The 15,641-nt window shown below is 59.6% G+C and carries 15 protein-coding genes; 8 read left to right on the top strand and 7 right to left on the bottom strand.

What is annotated here, in order from left to right:
• Window positions 1-36: 36 nt before the first annotated feature.
• Window positions 37-630, bottom strand: coding sequence for a gamma-glutamyl kinase (locus AADA15_RS15970; RefSeq protein WP_341642558.1), 594 nt, complete (start codon window positions 628-630; stop codon window positions 37-39).
• A gap of 191 nt (window positions 631-821) precedes the next feature.
• On the opposite strand from AADA15_RS15970, the gene recA reads away from it, so the two are divergent.
• The 3 genes from recA to AADA15_RS15955 all read left to right on the top strand — a co-directional run bounded on the left by recA (window position 822) and on the right by AADA15_RS15955 (window position 4,975).
• Entirely contained in the window at window positions 822-1,889 is a 1,068-nt protein-coding gene (recA, locus tag AADA15_RS15965; RefSeq protein WP_341642557.1) for a recombinase RecA, read from the top strand.
• Between the two features lie 144 nt (window positions 1,890-2,033).
• Entirely contained in the window at window positions 2,034-4,685 is a 2,652-nt protein-coding gene (gene alaS / locus AADA15_RS15960; protein ID WP_341642556.1) for an alanine--tRNA ligase, read from the top strand.
• Between the two features lie 2 nt (window positions 4,686-4,687).
• Window positions 4,688-4,975 (top strand): DUF1330 domain-containing protein, encoded by a 288-nt coding sequence (locus AADA15_RS15955; protein WP_341642555.1) that lies wholly within the window; start codon window positions 4,688-4,690, stop codon window positions 4,973-4,975.
• 64 nt (window positions 4,976-5,039) lie between these two features.
• Here the strand turns inward: AADA15_RS15955 and AADA15_RS15950 are convergent, their stop codons facing one another.
• The 3 genes from AADA15_RS15950 to AADA15_RS15940 form a co-directional block, all read right to left on the bottom strand.
• Window positions 5,040-5,621 carry a VOC family protein gene (locus tag AADA15_RS15950; RefSeq protein WP_341642554.1) on the bottom strand — a complete coding sequence of 194 codons (582 nt, stop codon included), beginning with the start codon at window positions 5,619-5,621 and terminating at the stop codon, window positions 5,040-5,042.
• A gap of 100 nt (window positions 5,622-5,721) precedes the next feature.
• Complete coding sequence (gene typA, locus AADA15_RS15945; RefSeq protein WP_341642553.1) at window positions 5,722-7,542, bottom strand: translational GTPase TypA; 1,821 nt, start codon at window positions 7,540-7,542, stop codon at window positions 5,722-5,724.
• Window positions 7,543-7,656: 114 nt separating this feature from the next.
• Complete coding sequence (locus tag AADA15_RS15940; RefSeq protein WP_341642552.1) at window positions 7,657-7,992, bottom strand: DMT family transporter; 336 nt, start codon at window positions 7,990-7,992, stop codon at window positions 7,657-7,659.
• Between the two features lie 256 nt (window positions 7,993-8,248).
• On the opposite strand from AADA15_RS15940, the gene AADA15_RS15935 reads away from it, so the two are divergent.
• Complete coding sequence (locus AADA15_RS15935; RefSeq protein WP_341642551.1) at window positions 8,249-8,548, top strand: hypothetical protein; 300 nt, start codon at window positions 8,249-8,251, stop codon at window positions 8,546-8,548.
• 27 nt (window positions 8,549-8,575) lie between these two features.
• A complete protein-coding gene (locus AADA15_RS15930) occupies window positions 8,576-10,165 on the top strand; it encodes a methyl-accepting chemotaxis protein (RefSeq protein WP_341642550.1) in 1,590 nt (529 codons plus the stop codon).
• A 111-nt stretch (window positions 10,166-10,276) separates the two neighbouring features.
• Here AADA15_RS15930 and AADA15_RS15925 read toward each other — a convergent pair whose 3' ends face one another.
• Genes AADA15_RS15925 through AADA15_RS15915 form a run of 3 tightly spaced genes read right to left on the bottom strand, consistent with a single transcriptional unit; the run spans window position 10,277 to window position 12,347 of the window.
• The gene (locus tag AADA15_RS15925) at window positions 10,277-11,446 is read right to left on the bottom strand and encodes an HD domain-containing protein (RefSeq protein ID WP_341642549.1); all 1,170 of its coding nucleotides are present in this window, start codon (window positions 11,444-11,446) and stop codon (window positions 10,277-10,279) included.
• Window positions 11,443-11,694, bottom strand: coding sequence for a hypothetical protein (locus tag AADA15_RS15920; RefSeq protein ID WP_341642548.1), 252 nt, complete (start codon window positions 11,692-11,694; stop codon window positions 11,443-11,445). Before AADA15_RS15920 ends, AADA15_RS15925 begins: the two co-directional genes overlap by 4 nt.
• A complete protein-coding gene (locus tag AADA15_RS15915; protein WP_341642547.1) occupies window positions 11,694-12,347 on the bottom strand; it encodes an alpha/beta hydrolase in 654 nt (217 codons plus the stop codon). Before AADA15_RS15915 ends, AADA15_RS15920 begins: the two co-directional genes overlap by 1 nt.
• 191 nt (window positions 12,348-12,538) lie before the next feature.
• Here AADA15_RS15915 and iscR point away from each other — a divergent pair, with 191 nt between their 5' ends.
• From iscR to sufB, 3 genes are read left to right on the top strand one after another with little or no spacing between them, the layout of a single operon-like run.
• The gene (gene iscR, locus AADA15_RS15910; protein ID WP_341642546.1) at window positions 12,539-13,006 is read left to right on the top strand and encodes a Fe-S cluster assembly transcriptional regulator IscR; all 468 of its coding nucleotides are present in this window, start codon (window positions 12,539-12,541) and stop codon (window positions 13,004-13,006) included.
• A gap of 54 nt (window positions 13,007-13,060) precedes the next feature.
• Window positions 13,061-14,104, top strand: a complete 1,044-nt coding sequence (locus AADA15_RS15905; protein ID WP_341642545.1) for a cysteine desulfurase family protein — start codon at window positions 13,061-13,063, stop codon at window positions 14,102-14,104.
• 15 nt (window positions 14,105-14,119) lie between these two features.
• Window positions 14,120-15,640 carry a Fe-S cluster assembly protein SufB gene (gene sufB, locus AADA15_RS15900; protein ID WP_341642544.1) on the top strand — a complete coding sequence of 507 codons (1,521 nt, stop codon included), beginning with the start codon at window positions 14,120-14,122 and terminating at the stop codon, window positions 15,638-15,640.
• Window position 15,641: the final 1 nt, after the last annotated feature.

Below are 15,641 nucleotides of genomic sequence, written 5' to 3'. Positions count from 1 at the left end.
CGCGCCTTGATCAATGCGGGACTCCCCGCACCCCGGTTACTGAATGGATTCGTAGAGTTCGAAATCCGCCGGGCGTTTGCGGCGGAGGATCTGTTCGATCTCAGGGCTGAGTGACAGGTCCATCTCCGGGCTGGCATTCAGTTTTTCAAGGTGGAATTCGGTCTTGAGGCGGTCCTCGAGAAAGGCCTTGATCGCCGGTTGATCCTCATAGCGGAAAAGATGCGTAACCGCACAGCCGTTGGGTCTTGCTTCCAGGAATTTGGCCTGACTGCCGACATTCGCGAAAGCCGGGACATCGCCCTTGCAGTAGGCTCTGACGAAATCGTCGAAGGACAGCCCTTTTGTTGACATGGGCTTGCCATCCAGAAAAGGCCGCTGGCGGAACCTGTACCAACTGCCAAGCCAGCCTATCGGATGACGCATGACCGCCATCAATTCCAGTTCGACGCCGCATACGCGATCGAACATGGGACGCAGCCAGCGATTATACCGGTAGACCGGGGCGTGTTTCAGCTCTGGCGGATCGGCAATGACGATATCGGCTCGGTCCTTCAAGGCGGCCTGATAGGCTGTCGTGCCTGTCTTGGGAACCGAAAGAACGACAAGCCTTTCGTCATAGAAAACCATCATCTGAACCGAACTCCGTGAAAACGCAGCGCAAAAAGAGACCAACTCGCCGCGTTACATTGGCCCGAGTGCCCGGGCGCTGCAAGTTTGTTATTGCAATGTTCCTGTTTTGATCCCATAAAGAACAAGAGGCGAACAAAGCAAGTGATTGCCGCGACCCCAAGGGTATGACACATAGAAGGGGACAAGGGACTATGGCGGATCTTTTGACCATGAAAAACAAAGTGAGCGGTGACAAGCAGAAGGCGCTGGACAGCGCGCTTGCCCAGATCGAGCGGCAGTTCGGCAAGGGCTCGATCATGAAGCTTGGCGATGGCAACCCCCTGCAGGAGATCGAAGCGAGTTCGACCGGGTCTCTCGGGCTGGACATTGCGCTGGGGATCGGTGGTCTGCCCATGGGCCGGATTGTGGAGATTTACGGCCCTGAAAGCTCCGGCAAGACGACGCTGACGCTGCATTGCATTGCGGAACAGCAGAAAAAGGGCGGTGTGTGCGCCTTTGTCGATGCGGAGCATGCGCTTGATCCGCAATATGCGGCCAAACTGGGTGTCGATCTTGATGAGCTGCTCATTTCTCAGCCCGACACCGGCGAGCAGGCGCTCGAGATCACCGATACGCTGGTTCGGTCCGGCGCTGTGAACATGGTCATCGTGGATTCGGTTGCGGCCCTGACGCCGAAATCGGAACTCGAAGGCGACATGGGGGATTCGAGCGTGGGCGTTCAGGCCCGCCTGATGAGCCAGGCCATGCGCAAGCTGACCGGCTCGATCAGCCGCTCCAAATGTATGGTGATCTTCATCAACCAGATCCGGATGAAGATCGGCGTGATGTTCGGCTCGCCCGAAACCACCACGGGCGGTAACGCGCTCAAGTTCTATTCCTCCGTGCGTCTGGATATTCGTCGCATCGGTTCGATCAAGGATCGGGACGAGGTCGTCGGCAACGCAACCCGCGTCAAAGTCGTGAAGAACAAGGTGGCGCCGCCCTTCAAGCAGGTGGAATTCGACATCATGTACGGCGAAGGCATCTCCAAGATGGGCGAGCTTTTGGATCTGGGGGTCGCCGCGGGCGTCGTGAACAAATCCGGTGCTTGGTTCTCTTACGGGGATGAGCGGATCGGGCAGGGGCGTGAAAACGCCAAACAGTTCCTGCGCGAGAATCCGGAAATCGCCTATGACATCGAGGACAAGATCCGGGCGGCCCATGGGCTGGACTTCGATCGTCCAGACGGCGCGGTGGATGATGATATCCTGGAGGCCTGAGACCTTTTTCCCAGGTTCAGCAGTTCAGTGAAAAGGGTGCGGCATCGGCTGCACCCTTTTTCACTTTCAACGCAGTGGACAGTGCCCGCGCGGGGGGCTAAACCTGCCTGAAACCCTGACAAAGCCCGAAAAGGGATCCCGCATATGGCGACGCTGAACGACATCCGCTCAACTTTCCTGAACTATTTTGCCAAGCAGGGCCACGAGATCGTGCCGTCCAGCCCCCTGGTGCCCCGTAACGACCCGACCCTGATGTTCACAAACTCGGGCATGGTTCAGTTCAAGAACCTCTTCACCGGGGTCGAGCATCGCGACTACAAACGCGCGACCACTGCGCAGAAATGCGTGCGCGCCGGCGGCAAGCACAATGACCTCGACAATGTCGGCTACACCGCGCGTCACCATACGTTTTTCGAAATGCTGGGGAATTTCTCCTTTGGCGATTACTTCAAGACCGAGGCGATCCCCTTTGCCTGGGAGTTGATCACCAAGGAATTCGGCATCGACAAGAGCCGCCTTCTGACCACGGTCTACCATACCGATGATGAGGCTTTTGAAATCTGGAAAAAGGTCGGCGTGCCCGAGGACCGGATCATCCGCATCGCCACTTCTGACAACTTCTGGCAGATGGGCCCCACCGGCCCCTGCGGCCCCTGCACCGAAATCTTCTACGATCACGGCGATCACATCTGGGGCGGGCCTCCGGGCAGCGCCGATGAGGACGGGGACCGTTTCATCGAGATCTGGAACGTCGTTTTCATGCAGAACGAGCAGTTCGAAGATGGCTCCATGAAGGCGCTGGACATGCAGTCCATCGACACCGGCATGGGGCTAGAGCGGATAGGCGCGCTTTTGCAGGGCAGCCATGACAATTATGACACTGACCTGTTCAAGGCGCTGATCGAGGCATCGGCGGATGTCACCAACGTCGACCCATATGGCGATCAGAACGTGCATCACCGCGTGATCGCGGACCATTTGCGCTCCACCTCTTTCCTCATTGCAGATGGGGTGATGCCCTCCAATGACGGTCGTGGTTATGTGCTGCGCCGTATCATGCGCCGCGCCATGCGTCATGCGCACCTTCTCGGCGCCAAGGATCCGGTCATGCACCAGCTGGTGCCTGCGCTGGTGCAGCAGATGGGCGCTGCCTATCCCGAACTTGGCCGCGCCCAGGCGCTGATTCAGGAAACGCTGCACCTTGAGGAAAACCGCTTCAAGCAGACGCTGGACCGTGGCCTCAAGCTGCTGGATGAGGAACTTACCGGTCTGGAGGAAGGCGCGCCGCTGCCCGGTGAGGCGGCTTTCAAGCTTTATGACACCTACGGTTTCCCGCTGGACCTGACGCAGGACGCCTTGCGTGAAAAGGGCCGTGAGGTGGACACCGCAGGGTTCGATGCCGCCATGGCCGAGCAAAAGGCAAAGGCGCGTGCCGCCTGGTCCGGTTCGGGGGAAAGCGCCGACAGCACGATCTGGTTCGATATCGCGGATGAGCACGGCACGACCGAGTTCCTCGGCTACGAAACCGAGAGCGCCGAGGGACAGATCGCGGCCATCGTCAAGGATGGCGACATCGTGCGCGAGGCGGGCAAGGGCGATGTGGTTCAGGTGGTTCTGAACCAGACGCCGTTTTACGCGGAATCCGGCGGTCAGGTCGGCGACAGCGGTGAGATCCGTGTTGAAGGCGGGAAACTGCGTGTAACTGATACGAAGAAGGCCGCAGGCGTCTTCATCCACTTTGCCGAAGTTGTCGATGGTATCGTGACTGTCAACGCTCCGGCGCAGCTGGTGGTGGACCATGCCCGCCGCAGCGCGATCCGCGCCAATCACTCGGCCACGCACCTGCTGCACGAGGCCCTGCGTGAGGCGCTTGGCGATCACGTGGCTCAGCGCGGCTCGCTCAATGCCGATGACCGCCTGCGGTTCGACTTCAGCCACGGCAAGGCGCTGAGCGGTGAAGAACTGGCAAAAGTCTCGGCCGATGTGAATGCCTTCATTCGCCAGAACACGGCCGTAGAGACCCGCATCATGACCCCGGATGACGCCCGCGCCCTTGGCGCTCAGGCGCTGTTCGGTGAAAAGTACGGCGACGAGGTTCGCGTGGTCTCGATGGGCCGCGCCGCGACCGGCAAGGGCCACGACAAGGAAACCTATTCGATTGAACTCTGCGGCGGCACCCATGTGAAGCAAACCGGTGATATCGGCACCTTCGTGATCCTTGGCGACAGTGCGTCCTCTGCCGGGGTGCGCCGGATCGAGGCGCTGACCGGGGCGGCTGCCTCCGAATACCTTGAGGCCGAGGCGGGCCGCATGGCTGACGTTGCCGCCATGCTGAAGGCGCAACCCGCTGATGTGATGGATCGCATCAAGGCCCTGATGGAGGAACGCAAGGCGCTCCAGAACGAAATCTCGCAGTTGAAACAGCAGGTTGCCATGGGCGGTGGTGCCACGTGCGGCGGCGATACCAAAGAGATTGGCGGCAAGACCTTCCTGGGCCAGGCGCTGGAAGGCGTGTCGGGCAAGGACCTGCGTGGCCTCATCGATGCGCATAAGCAGAAACTTGGCTCGGGTGTGATCCTCTTGATCGCCAACGATGATGGCAAGGTCGCTGTTGCCGCTGGCGTGACCGAAGATCTGACCGATCAGATTTCGGCAGTGGATGTGCTGAAGGCCGCCGTTCCCGCCGTCGGTGGCAAGGGCGGCGGTGGCCGTCCCGACATGGCGCAGGGCGGTGGCAAGGATTTCGCCGGGGCCGATGCGGCCATTGCGGCGGCAGAAAAACTTTTGGAGGGATAATCATGGGCGCACTTTGGATTGCTCACGTCACCGTCACCGATGCGGAGGCCTATGGTAAATACGCCGAACTCGCTGGTCCGGCCATCGCCAAACACGGCGGTGAGTTCATCGCCCGGGGTGGCAAATTCGTGCAGCTGGAAGGCAAGGAACGGCCGCGCAACGTGGTTGCCAGGTTCCCAAGCGTCGAGGCTGCCGTGGAGTGCTACAACAGCCCCGAATACCAGGAAGCGCTGGATCACGCGCGCGGCGCGTCCGAACGCGAACTGATGGTGGTCGAAACCTCCGAGTAACGCATCGGTCCCAGGATGCAGAATCGACAAGAGCGCGGGGTGGCCTCGCGCTCTTTTTGTTTTGTCAGTATGGGTTGCGGGGGCTTCGGTCGTCTGAGAGGCTGTTCTGACGCCGCTCCACCAACAGCTCAATCGCGTCGACCAGATGCACTTCCTGAATGTTGTAGTCACCGCGCTCGACGCGGATTTTGTGGGCCTCGATCATGACGTCGGCATGGGTGCAGCCGACAGGGGGCTCGAACTTGTAGCAAGCCAGTTCAATGAGCAGCCCCATGGGATCTTTGAAGTATATCGAGTCCATGAAGCCGCGATCCTTGTGGCCGGAATGTCCGATACCCCGCTCACTCAGCCGGGCTTCGATCTGGGTGAAGGTCGCTTTGCTGACATTGAAGGCCAGATGATGAACGCATCCCGGTTCGGTCGGTGTGCGGCGTCGATCGGGGGTGCGGGTTTCATTTGTAAAGACCGTGATCAGCCGCCCGTCACCGGGATCGAAGTAAAGGTGGCCTTCGTCCGGGTCATCAAGATTGGGCTGATCAAAGACAAAGGGCATGCCCAAAAGCCCTTCCCAGAAATCAATGGATGTCTGCCTGTCGGCGCCGGTCAGCGTGATGTGGTGCACGCCCTGTACCTGGATCTTGCGCATGCCATGTCTCCTCATGTGTTTGATGGAAACCTAGCATGGATGCGAGACGGAAAAAGGCCGCCCTTGGGGGCGGCCTCTCGATTGTGATCGTCTGTCAGGATCAGGCGTTGGCCTTGGACATCCGCTTGCGTTCGTGCGGGTCGAGGTAGCGCTTGCGCAGACGGATCGAGTTGGGCGTGACTTCGACCAGCTCGTCGTCGTTGATATAGGCAATTGCCTCTTCCAGCGACAGCGTGACCGGGGTCGTCAGGCGCACGGCCTCGTCCGTGCCGGAGGCCCGCACGTTGGTCAGCTTCTTGCCCTTCAGTGGGTTCACTTCCAGATCATTGTCGCGCGAGTGTTCACCGATGATCATGCCTGTATAGACATCGACCTGGGCGCCAATGAACATCTTGCCGCGGTCCTCGAGGTTCCACAGCGCATAGGCGACGGATTGACCGTTCTCCATCGAGATCAGAACGCCTGCGCGGCGACCCGGAATCGGGCCCTTGTGCGGTGCCCAGCCATGGAAGACGCGGTTCAACACGCCGGTACCACGGGTGTCGGTCAGAAATTCGCCGTGATAGCCAATGAGCCCGCGCGAGGGCACATGGGCGATGATCCGCGTCTTGCCCGCACCGGCGGGTTTCATCTCGACCAGTTCCCCCTTGCGGGCGCCGGTCAGTTTCTCGATCACCGCGCCGGAGTATTCGTCATCGACGTCAATGGTGGCTTCCTCAATGGGTTCCATCGTCTGGCCGTCTTCTTCGCGCATGATCACCTGCGGGCGGGAGATCGACAGTTCGAAGCCTTCGCGGCGCATGTTTTCGATCAGAACGCCCATCTGCAGTTCGCCTCGGCCTGAAACCTCAAATGCCTCACCACCGGGGGTGTCGGCGATCTTGATGGCGACGTTGCTTTCGGCCTCTTTCATCAGGCGGTCACGGATTACACGGGACTGCACCTTCTTGCCGTCACGGCCCGCCAGCGGGCTGTCGTTGATGCCGAAGGTCACGGTGATTGTGGGCGGGTCAATTGGCTGTGCGTCCAGCGGCTCATCCACGGCGAGGGCACAAATCGTGTCGGCCACGGTGGCCTTGGCCATGCCCGCGATGGAGACGATGTCCCCGGCCTGAGCCTCTTCGATGTCCTGCTGCGAGAGGCCCCGGAAAGCCTGGATGCGGGTCACGCGGAACTGTTCGATCTTCTGGCCGACGCGGGTGAGGGCCTGAACGGTGGCACCCACTTTCAGCGTGCCGGATTCAACGCGGCCGGTCAGCAGGCGGCCAACAAAGGGATCGCTGCCCAGCGTGGTGGCCAGCATGCGGAAGTCTTCGCCCTGACGTTTGATCTGCTTGGGTTCCGGCACGTGGTTCACGATCAGGTTGAACAGCGCATGGAGATCCTTGCGGGGGCCGTCCAGTTCGGCATCGGCCCAGCCGTTGCGGCCCGAGGCATACATGTGCGGGAAGTCGAGCTGGTCCTCGGTCGCATCCAACGAAGCAAAGAGGTCAAAACATTCGTCCAGCGCGCGGTCAGGCTCGGCGTCGGGCTTGTCCACCTTGTTCAACACCACGATGGGGCGCAGCCCCAGCGCCAGCGCCTTGGAGGTCACGAATTTGGTCTGCGGCATCGGGCCTTCGGCGGCATCGACCAAGAGCACAACGCCGTCCACCATCGACAGGATCCGCTCCACCTCGCCGCCGAAATCGGCGTGGCCGGGGGTGTCGACGATGTTGATCCGGGTGCCTTTCCATTCGACCGAGGTCGGTTTGGCAAAGATGGTGATGCCCCGCTCGCGCTCCAGGTCGTTGCTGTCCATGGCGCGTTCCGCCACAGCCTGGTTTTCGCGGAAGGCGCCGGATTGTTTGAGCAATTCGTCGACCAGGGTGGTTTTCCCGTGGTCCACGTGTGCAATGATCGCAATGTTGCGCAGGTCCATGACGTCAGCCTTTGTAAGGAAGTTGCGCCGCGCATAGCCCGATCCCGGCCCAAAGGCCAGCGAAAATGCAAATATCGGATCGGATGCCTGCCGCGCTGCAGCGACAAAATGCCGTCAGTGGCCGGAAGAGCGGGAAAACAGATGGATTATCAGGATCCCGGCCAGAATCATGGCCATTCCCAGAACCGCCGGCAGATCCAGTCGCTGTCCAAAGACAATATAGCCGATGATGGCGATCAATACGATCCCGAGGCCCGACCAGATTGCATAAACGATACCGACCGGCATGATCTTGAGGGTCTGACCAAGCATGAAAAAGGAAAACCCGTATGCAAACAGCACGATCAGGGATGGGATAAGGCGCGTGAACTGCTGGCTGGCCTGAAGGGCCGTCGTGCCTATGGTCTCGGCAACGACAGCGACAAAAAGATAGAGGTAATGCAGTGGCATCCGTTCACTCCCGTGTCGGCGGGGGCAATCATCCTCGCCTGATAATGCCTGATTAGTTGGTATGGGAGCATCATGCCAGCCTGCAATCGACGGGGTGTGAAGCTAAAGCGCGCTGTCCGCAATCACCGGTTTTTGGAACGCACAGCAAGTGCCACTGAGATTTTTACAGAAATTCGCAAGATGCGCAGACTTTTAGCGAATTTGGTAACGGAACATGAACGCGCGAGGTGTAACTACCATACTGGAGAGGTGTTCTATGCGGTCTTTGCTCTTGGGTGGTGCGGCGTTTGTTGCGGTGGGGTTGTCCCCGCTGCTGGCCTTGGCCGCTCATCAGGGGGTTCGTGAGGGGCAACCGGTTCTGGTGATTGCCGCCCCGTGGAGCGCTGGTGCTGCCGAGGTGATAGTCCGGAGCGGGCTTGAAGAAATCTCGCCGGAGCGGGCGCCATTCGGTGCTCTGACGGTGCTTGGTGATGTCGCGGACGCGGGCCGACTAAAGCAAAATGGCGCCTTGTTCGTGATTGACGGGAAGATGATCGCGCAGATCTGCGCGGAGTGATTGAGTTGGAATAGGGGACGCATCGATATGCGGACATTGGTACAGAATATGAAACGCTCGGGTTCGGCGTCCGCAAATGAGGACGCAAGCCAGCAGTTTCAGCGGTTGACGGGTATGGCCTTGGTGCCGGTTCCGGCGCTTGTGGCCTACTTTGTGAATGGCGCAACTTCATGGTGGATGATTGGCATTCTTAGCCTCGGGCTGGGTGTGTTAGCACTTCTGTCCGGCGGTATGGCGAAGAAAACCCGCGACTACGTGATCAGCTTTTGCCTGATCGGACATAGCATTCTCTTTACAACGTCGTTCTCAGGTCACCCTTGGCAGCTGGACAGCCACATGCTGTTCTTTGCACTTCTTGCTGTTGTTGCGACGCTGCACAACATGGGCGCGGTGGTCTTTGCCACCGGCCTGATTGCCGTGCACCACCTGTCGTTCAGCCTTCTTATGCCTAGCCTGGTTTATCCGGGCGGCTCCGTGCTCGAAAGCGTTGAGCGCACGATTATGCATGCGGTGATCGTGCTGGTGGAGGCCGGGATCCTGCTTCTTAGCATCAAACAGCGTGCTGAAGCACAAAAAGAGCTCGAAACCCAGCAGCAGAAACTGCAGGAAGAAGCGGCCAAGGCCGAAGAAGCTCAGGAAGAGGCCATGCAGGCCAAGCGCGACACCGAGACCGTCGTGCATGTCTTCGACACCAGCCTCCAGACAATGGCGTCCGGTAACCTGCGTACTCGGATCATCAACGATTTCCCGGCCGAATACGAAACGATGAAAGCCAATTTCAACGCGCTTGCCGACAGCCTGAATGCAGGCCTTGGCTTGGCGATGTCGATTTCGGGTGAGTTCCGCAGCAATGCGCAGGCTGTGTCGGACTCCGTCCAAAGCCTGTCGAGCCGCACTGAGTCCCAGGCGGCGACGCTGACGGAAACAACCTCGGCTCTTCAGGAACTCAGCGAGTCCGTCAAGAAAAGTGCTTCTGACTCTGGCAAGGCTGCCGAGAACGCCCGCAGCGCCTACACAGGCGCCGTTGAAAATGGCGACCTGATGAGCGCCGCCGTCAAGGCCATGGGCAATATCGAGAAATCCTCGACCGAGATTTCGACCATCATCAACGTGATCGAAGACATCTCCTTCCAGACGAACCTTCTTGCGCTGAACGCGGGTGTCGAAGCGGCGCGTGCCGGTGAAAGCGGCCGTGGCTTTGCCGTGGTGGCTGCCGAGGTCCGGGCCCTGGCACAGCGCACCGCAGATGCTGCCAATGAAGTGAAATCGCTGATTGGCACCAGCGCGCTTCAGGTGAAGGAAGGTTCAGAGCTGGTGAACCGCGCCGGCAGCGCGCTGCAGGATATCGTGGAGCGTGTTTCCGAAACGAGCAAGCTGATCGAAGAGATCTCCGGCACCTCGAACGACCAGGCTTCGGCTCTCTCCGAAATGGCGACAGCGCTCAGCACGTTGGATGGCGCAACCCAGACCAACGCGGCGATGGTCGAGGAAATGACGGCCATGAGTATGACAATGGACAGCAAGGCCCGTGAACTGGAGCAGACTCTGTCCAAGTTCGAATTGGATGGCGGCTCTGCTGATAAGACGTCGAACCGAAAGATGCGATTGGTCGGATGATTTTGCCATAGCAGGGCGAACGGCAACCGGATGCAGCACCCGGATGTAAGACAAGGGGACGGCGCCGCGGCGTCGTCCCTTTGATTCAGATTACGGGACTATCGGAGAAAGCTAAACGCGCCCTGCAGCTTCGAACCAAGGGCGCACCTCTGTCTGAACGTAATGCCAGACATCAGGTGCCCCGCGGGCAACCTTCAGCCCGACACGTTCCTCCAGCTGGCTCAGGCTGACGTCGTACTCCACCCAGCTGCCCCCTCCGTTCACGAGGTTCAGGAACAATGGCTGTACCCTGTCGATCGATTTGGCAAATATGGCATCGGGACTTTGGGCCGCTTCGAACTCGCTCCATAGCGTGTGAAAGGCAGTCCCGTGAGGTGGCGGAAGCAGGTTGAAAAGCCGTGTGGCAGCGGCGGCTTCCTTTGCCTCGATGGCGGCGAGCGCGGCCGGATCCTGCTGGCCGTGGATTGGCGTGTCACCAGCGTCGATCTCAACGATGTCGTGGAGCAGCAGCATCCGCAAAACACGCGCGACATCGATGTCATGGGCGGCGTGTTCGGCCAGGATCCAGCCATGGAGCATGATGTGCCAGCTGTGCTCGGCCGAGTTTTCACGGCGGCTGCCGTCGCCGAGTTTGGACGCGCGCAGCACCTGCTTCAACGCATCGGCCTCGTTCAGGAACCCGAGGCGGGCGGTCAAGTCGGGGCAGCTTTGACCGACCCCTTCGCCGAGAAGGTTCTTTGCATGGTGAAAGGCCTTGGGAAAACTGTGCTCCAGCGCGGTCGCGCGCCCCTCGGTCAGGTTCTGACGCACCACATCGATGTGGAATGCGGGCACGCTGCTGCAATAGAGGGTCTGAAAGATTGGCTGACAGTGGTCCAGCTGCTTTGCGAAGCGGGCATCGGCGGTCTCGGCGGCTTCGAACTCCAGCCAGAGGGAAAGAAGGGCATCGCCCTGATCCTGTGGCAGCAATCCAAACAGGCGCCGTGCCGCAGCGGCCTCTGCGCGCTGGACCGCCGCCCAGTCGACGTCATTGGTGATGGGATGATCGCCCACATCAATCTCGACCAGATCATGCAAGAGCAGCATCCGGATGACGCGGTCCACGTCGACATCCGGAGCGGCGAGCGGGGCAAGGGCCATGGCATACAGCGCCAGATGCCAGCTGTGTTCGGCCGAGTTTTCAACGCGCGAGCCGTCGAGAATCAGGTTTTGCCGTTCTATGCGGCGGAGTTTTTCCGCCTCGCGCAGGAATGTGAACTGGGCGTCAAGCCGTGCGCTCACGCGTCACCGCCTTGTTGCCGAGCCTCTGCTTCGGCCTGCAAGGCGGCAATCTTCCGGTTCAGGAAATCGCGCGCTTTTCGTTCCGCCAGACGCACACGTACTTCGGTCAGAAAGGCTTCTTCGAGGGATTGAGACGCGGCTCCAAGCACCTGACCGACTTCGACATAAAGCCGGTCCTCGTCGATGGCGTCCTGTATCTTCAACGTATCGACGGCCAGTTTCTGGGCCAGCGTCTCGATCGTGCCCATCAGCGGCTGGTCTCGGTCAGGCGGCGTTTGACATAATCGCTGACATTGCCGATCAGCGTGTCCATGTGCGGTTCCTGGAAGAAGTGGTCGGCACCTTCCACCTCGGTATGGGTGATGGTGATGCCCTTCTGCTCGTGCAGCTTGTTCACAAGGTTGACCGTATCGGCGGGCGGTGCCACGCGGTCGGCTGTGCCATTGATGATCAGGCCGGACGAGGGGCAGGGCGCCAGGAATGAGAAATCGTACATGTTCGCGGGCGGCGCAACCGAGATGAAGCCGGTGATTTCCGGGCGGCGCATCAGCAGCTGCATGCCGATCCAGGCTCCGAAGGAAAAGCCTGCAACCCAGCAATGCTTGGAGTTGTTGTTCATCGACTGCAGGTAATCGAGCGCCGATGCCGCGTCCGACAATTCACCAATACCCTGGTCGTATTCACCCTGGCTGCGGCCCACGCCGCGGAAGTTGAACCGCAACACGGTAAAGCCCATGTTGTAAAAGGCGTAGTGCAGGTTGTAGACGACCTTGTTGTTCATCGTGCCGCCGAACTGCGGATGAGGATGCAGGACGATCGCGATGGGGGCGTCTTTTTCTTTTTGCGGGTGATAGCGGCCTTCCAGGCGGCCTTCGGGTCCGGGGAAAATGACCTCAGGCATGTAAGCTTCGTTCCTACTCTGAATTTCCAAGACTGCCGAGCCGGGAAACTTGACGAATTCCCTAAGGCACCTTAGAACTGTTCTAATTGCTGCGAGGGCCTCGGGCACACGCGCTGTCAAGCTGAGATATGCGTTGCAGCAGTCAAGGTCAATGTTTTCGCGGCTTGGGCTGCCATTTGGGGGAATAGAAAATGAAGCTGTCGACCAAGGGACGTTACGCCATGGTGGCGCTTGCGGATATTGCCCTGCAGCCCGAAGGCTCCCTTGTCGTCCTGGCGGATATCTCCAAGCGACAGGATATCTCGCTTCCTTACCTTGAGCAGCTTTTTGTCAAGCTGCGGCGTGCCGATCTGGTCTCCTCGGTACGGGGGCCCGGAGGCGGCTATCGCCTGGCCAAACCGGCGTCCGAGATTCGCGTGGTGGATGTTCTGTCTGCGGTGGATGAAACCGTGGATGCGATGCACAAGGGGGCAGGGGCCTCGGGGGGCGCTTCGGGCTCGCGCGCGCAATCCTTGACCAATCGTCTGTGGCAAAGCCTCTCTGCGCAGGTCTATGTATTCTTGCACCAAACGCGCCTGTCGGACGTAATCGAGAATGAACTGGCGCCCTGTCCTGCGGTGCCAAACCTTTTTGCCGTGGTGGATGCGGATCAAGACTGAATGTCACGCCCGTAGGGACAGCCTTTGTCCTGGGCCCTTCTAAAAGATGACTGTATGAAACGGGTTTACCTCGATCACAATGCCACAACACCGCTCAGGGCGGAGGCGCGCGATGCGATGATCGCGGCGATGGAGATCTGTGGAAACCCGTCTTCGGTCCACGCCGAGGGCCGGGCGGCCAAATCGCTGATCGAACGAAGCCGCGCACAAATCGCCACGGCTTTTGGGGCGGATGGGGCCGACATTGTTTTTACCTCCGGGTCGACTGAGGGCGCGGCCCTGGCTCTGTCGGGGCGCGGTCTGCACGGCGCGGTGGTTGAGCATGATGCTGTAAGGGCCTGGATCAATGAAGATCTTTCCGTATCTTCAGGTGGGGCGGTAGACGTGCCTCAGCCGGAACAGGCAACCCTGCAATTGGCGAATTCCGAAACCGGCGTCATTCAGGATCTGCCTCAGGGGCTGGCAGTCACCGATGCGACGCAGGCCTTCGGCAAGCTGCCTGTGGCCTTCAACTGGCTTGGGGTCGAAATGGCTCTGCTGTCTGCCCACAAATTGGGTGGACCCAAGGGATGCGGTGCGCTGGTCCTGAGGCGCGGAACCGACTTGGCGGCGCAGATCAAGGGGGGCGGACAGGAAATGGGGCGCCGCTCGGGTACTGAAAACGTGATCGGAATCGCGGGCTTTGCCGCTGCCGCAACCGCCGCAGCACGGGATCTGGCGGACGGAAAATGGGATCGCGTCGCTGAACTTAGAAATATTCTAGAAAATGCGCTTGCAGACGGCGCTCGGCAGACTATTTTTGTCGGGAAAGAGTCACGACGCCTGCCCAACACCTCATGCTTTGCGACCCCCGGTTGGAAGGGTGAAACGCAGGTCATGCAGATGGATCTGGCCGGTTTTGCCATCAGCGCGGGCAGCGCCTGTTCCAGCGGCAAGGTAAAAGCCAGCGCCGTCCTGACCGCGATGGGATATGACGAGACGACCGCTCAGGGCGCCATCCGGGTGTCGCTTGGGCTGGAAACAACCGAAGAAGATGTGCTGCGCTTTGCCGAAGTGTGGCTTGAGAAACAAAAGAAACATCGCGCCCGCGCGGCGTGACTGCAGGAGAAGATCATGGCCGCTTTGGACCAGACCCAAGTCAAGGAAGGTGTTGACCAGGAAACCGTTGATGCGGTGGCTGAGGTGAGCACGTATAAATACGGCTGGGAGACTGATATCGAGATGGAATACGCCCCCAAGGGCGTGAACCCTGATATCGTTCGCCTGATCTCGGAAAAGAACGAAGAGCCGGAATGGATGACCGAATGGCGTCTTGCGGCCTTTGAACGTTGGGAAAAGATGGATGAGCCGAACTGGGCCATGGTCAGCTACCCGGAAATCGACTTTCAGGACCAGTATTACTATGCGCGCCCCAAATCGATGGAGGTGAAGCCGAAATCCCTGGATGAGGTCGATCCCAAGCTGCTCGCCACTTACGAAAAGCTCGGCATCCCTCTGAAAGAACAGATGATTCTTGCCGGTGTCGAAGGCGCTGAGAATGCTCCCGCCGAAGGGCGCAAGGTGGCGGTTGACGCGGTGTTCGACTCCGTTTCCGTCGGAACCACCTTCCAGAAAGAGCTGAAAGAGGCGGGCGTGATCTTCTGCTCCATCTCCGAGGCGATCCGTGAACATCCCGAACTGGTGAAGAAATACCTTGGTTCAGTGGTTCCGGTCTCCGACAATTTCTATGCCACGCTGAACTCGGCAGTCTTCTCGGATGGCTCCTTTGTCTACGTGCCGCCTGGCGTGCGCTGCCCGATGGAACTGTCCACCTATTTCCGCATCAACGCGGAAAACACCGGTCAGTTTGAACGCACCCTGATCATTGCCGATAAAGGCAGCTATGTCAGCTACTTGGAGGGCTGTACCGCGCCGCAACGCGATGTCGCGCAGCTGCACGCCGCCGTGGTCGAGATCATCATCGAAGAAGACGCCGAGGTGAAATACTCCACCGTTCAGAACTGGTATCCGGGCGATGAGAACGGCAAGGGCGGCATCTACAACTTCGTGACCAAACGCGCAGATTGCCGCGGCGACCGCTCCAAGGTGATGTGGACCCAGGTGGAAACCGGCTCTGCCGTAACCTGGAAATACCCTTCGTGCATCCTGCGCGGTGAGGAAAGCCAGGGCGAGTTCTATTCGATTGCCATCGCCAACAACATGCAGCAGGCCGATACCGGCACCAAAATGGTGCACCTGGGCAAGAACACCAAATCGCGCATCGTCTCCAAGGGGATCTCGGCCGGCAAGGCGCAGAACACCTATCGCGGCCTCGTGTCGATGCACCCTAAAGCGAAGAACTCGCGCAACTACACCCAGTGCGACAGCCTGTTGATCGGTGACAAATGCGGGGCGCATACCGTGCCTTACATCGAAGTGAAGAACAACTCTTCCCGTGTGGAGCATGAGGCGACGACATCGAAGGTGGACGACGATCAGCTGTTCTACTGCCGCCAGCGCGGCATGGACGAGGAAGAGGCGGTCGCTCTGGTGGTGAACGGTTTCTGCAAGGACGTGCTGCAGGCCCTGCCGATGGAATTCGCCATGGAAGCGCAGCAACTGGTTGCGATCAGCTTGGAAGGTTCGGTGGGCTAAG

The sequence above is a fragment of the Phycobacter sedimenti genome (assembly GCF_038148855.1).
Classification (GTDB): Bacteria; Pseudomonadota; Alphaproteobacteria; order Rhodobacterales; family Rhodobacteraceae; genus Phycobacter; species Phycobacter sedimenti.
This window is presented reverse-complemented; position numbering and strand designations above follow the sequence as displayed.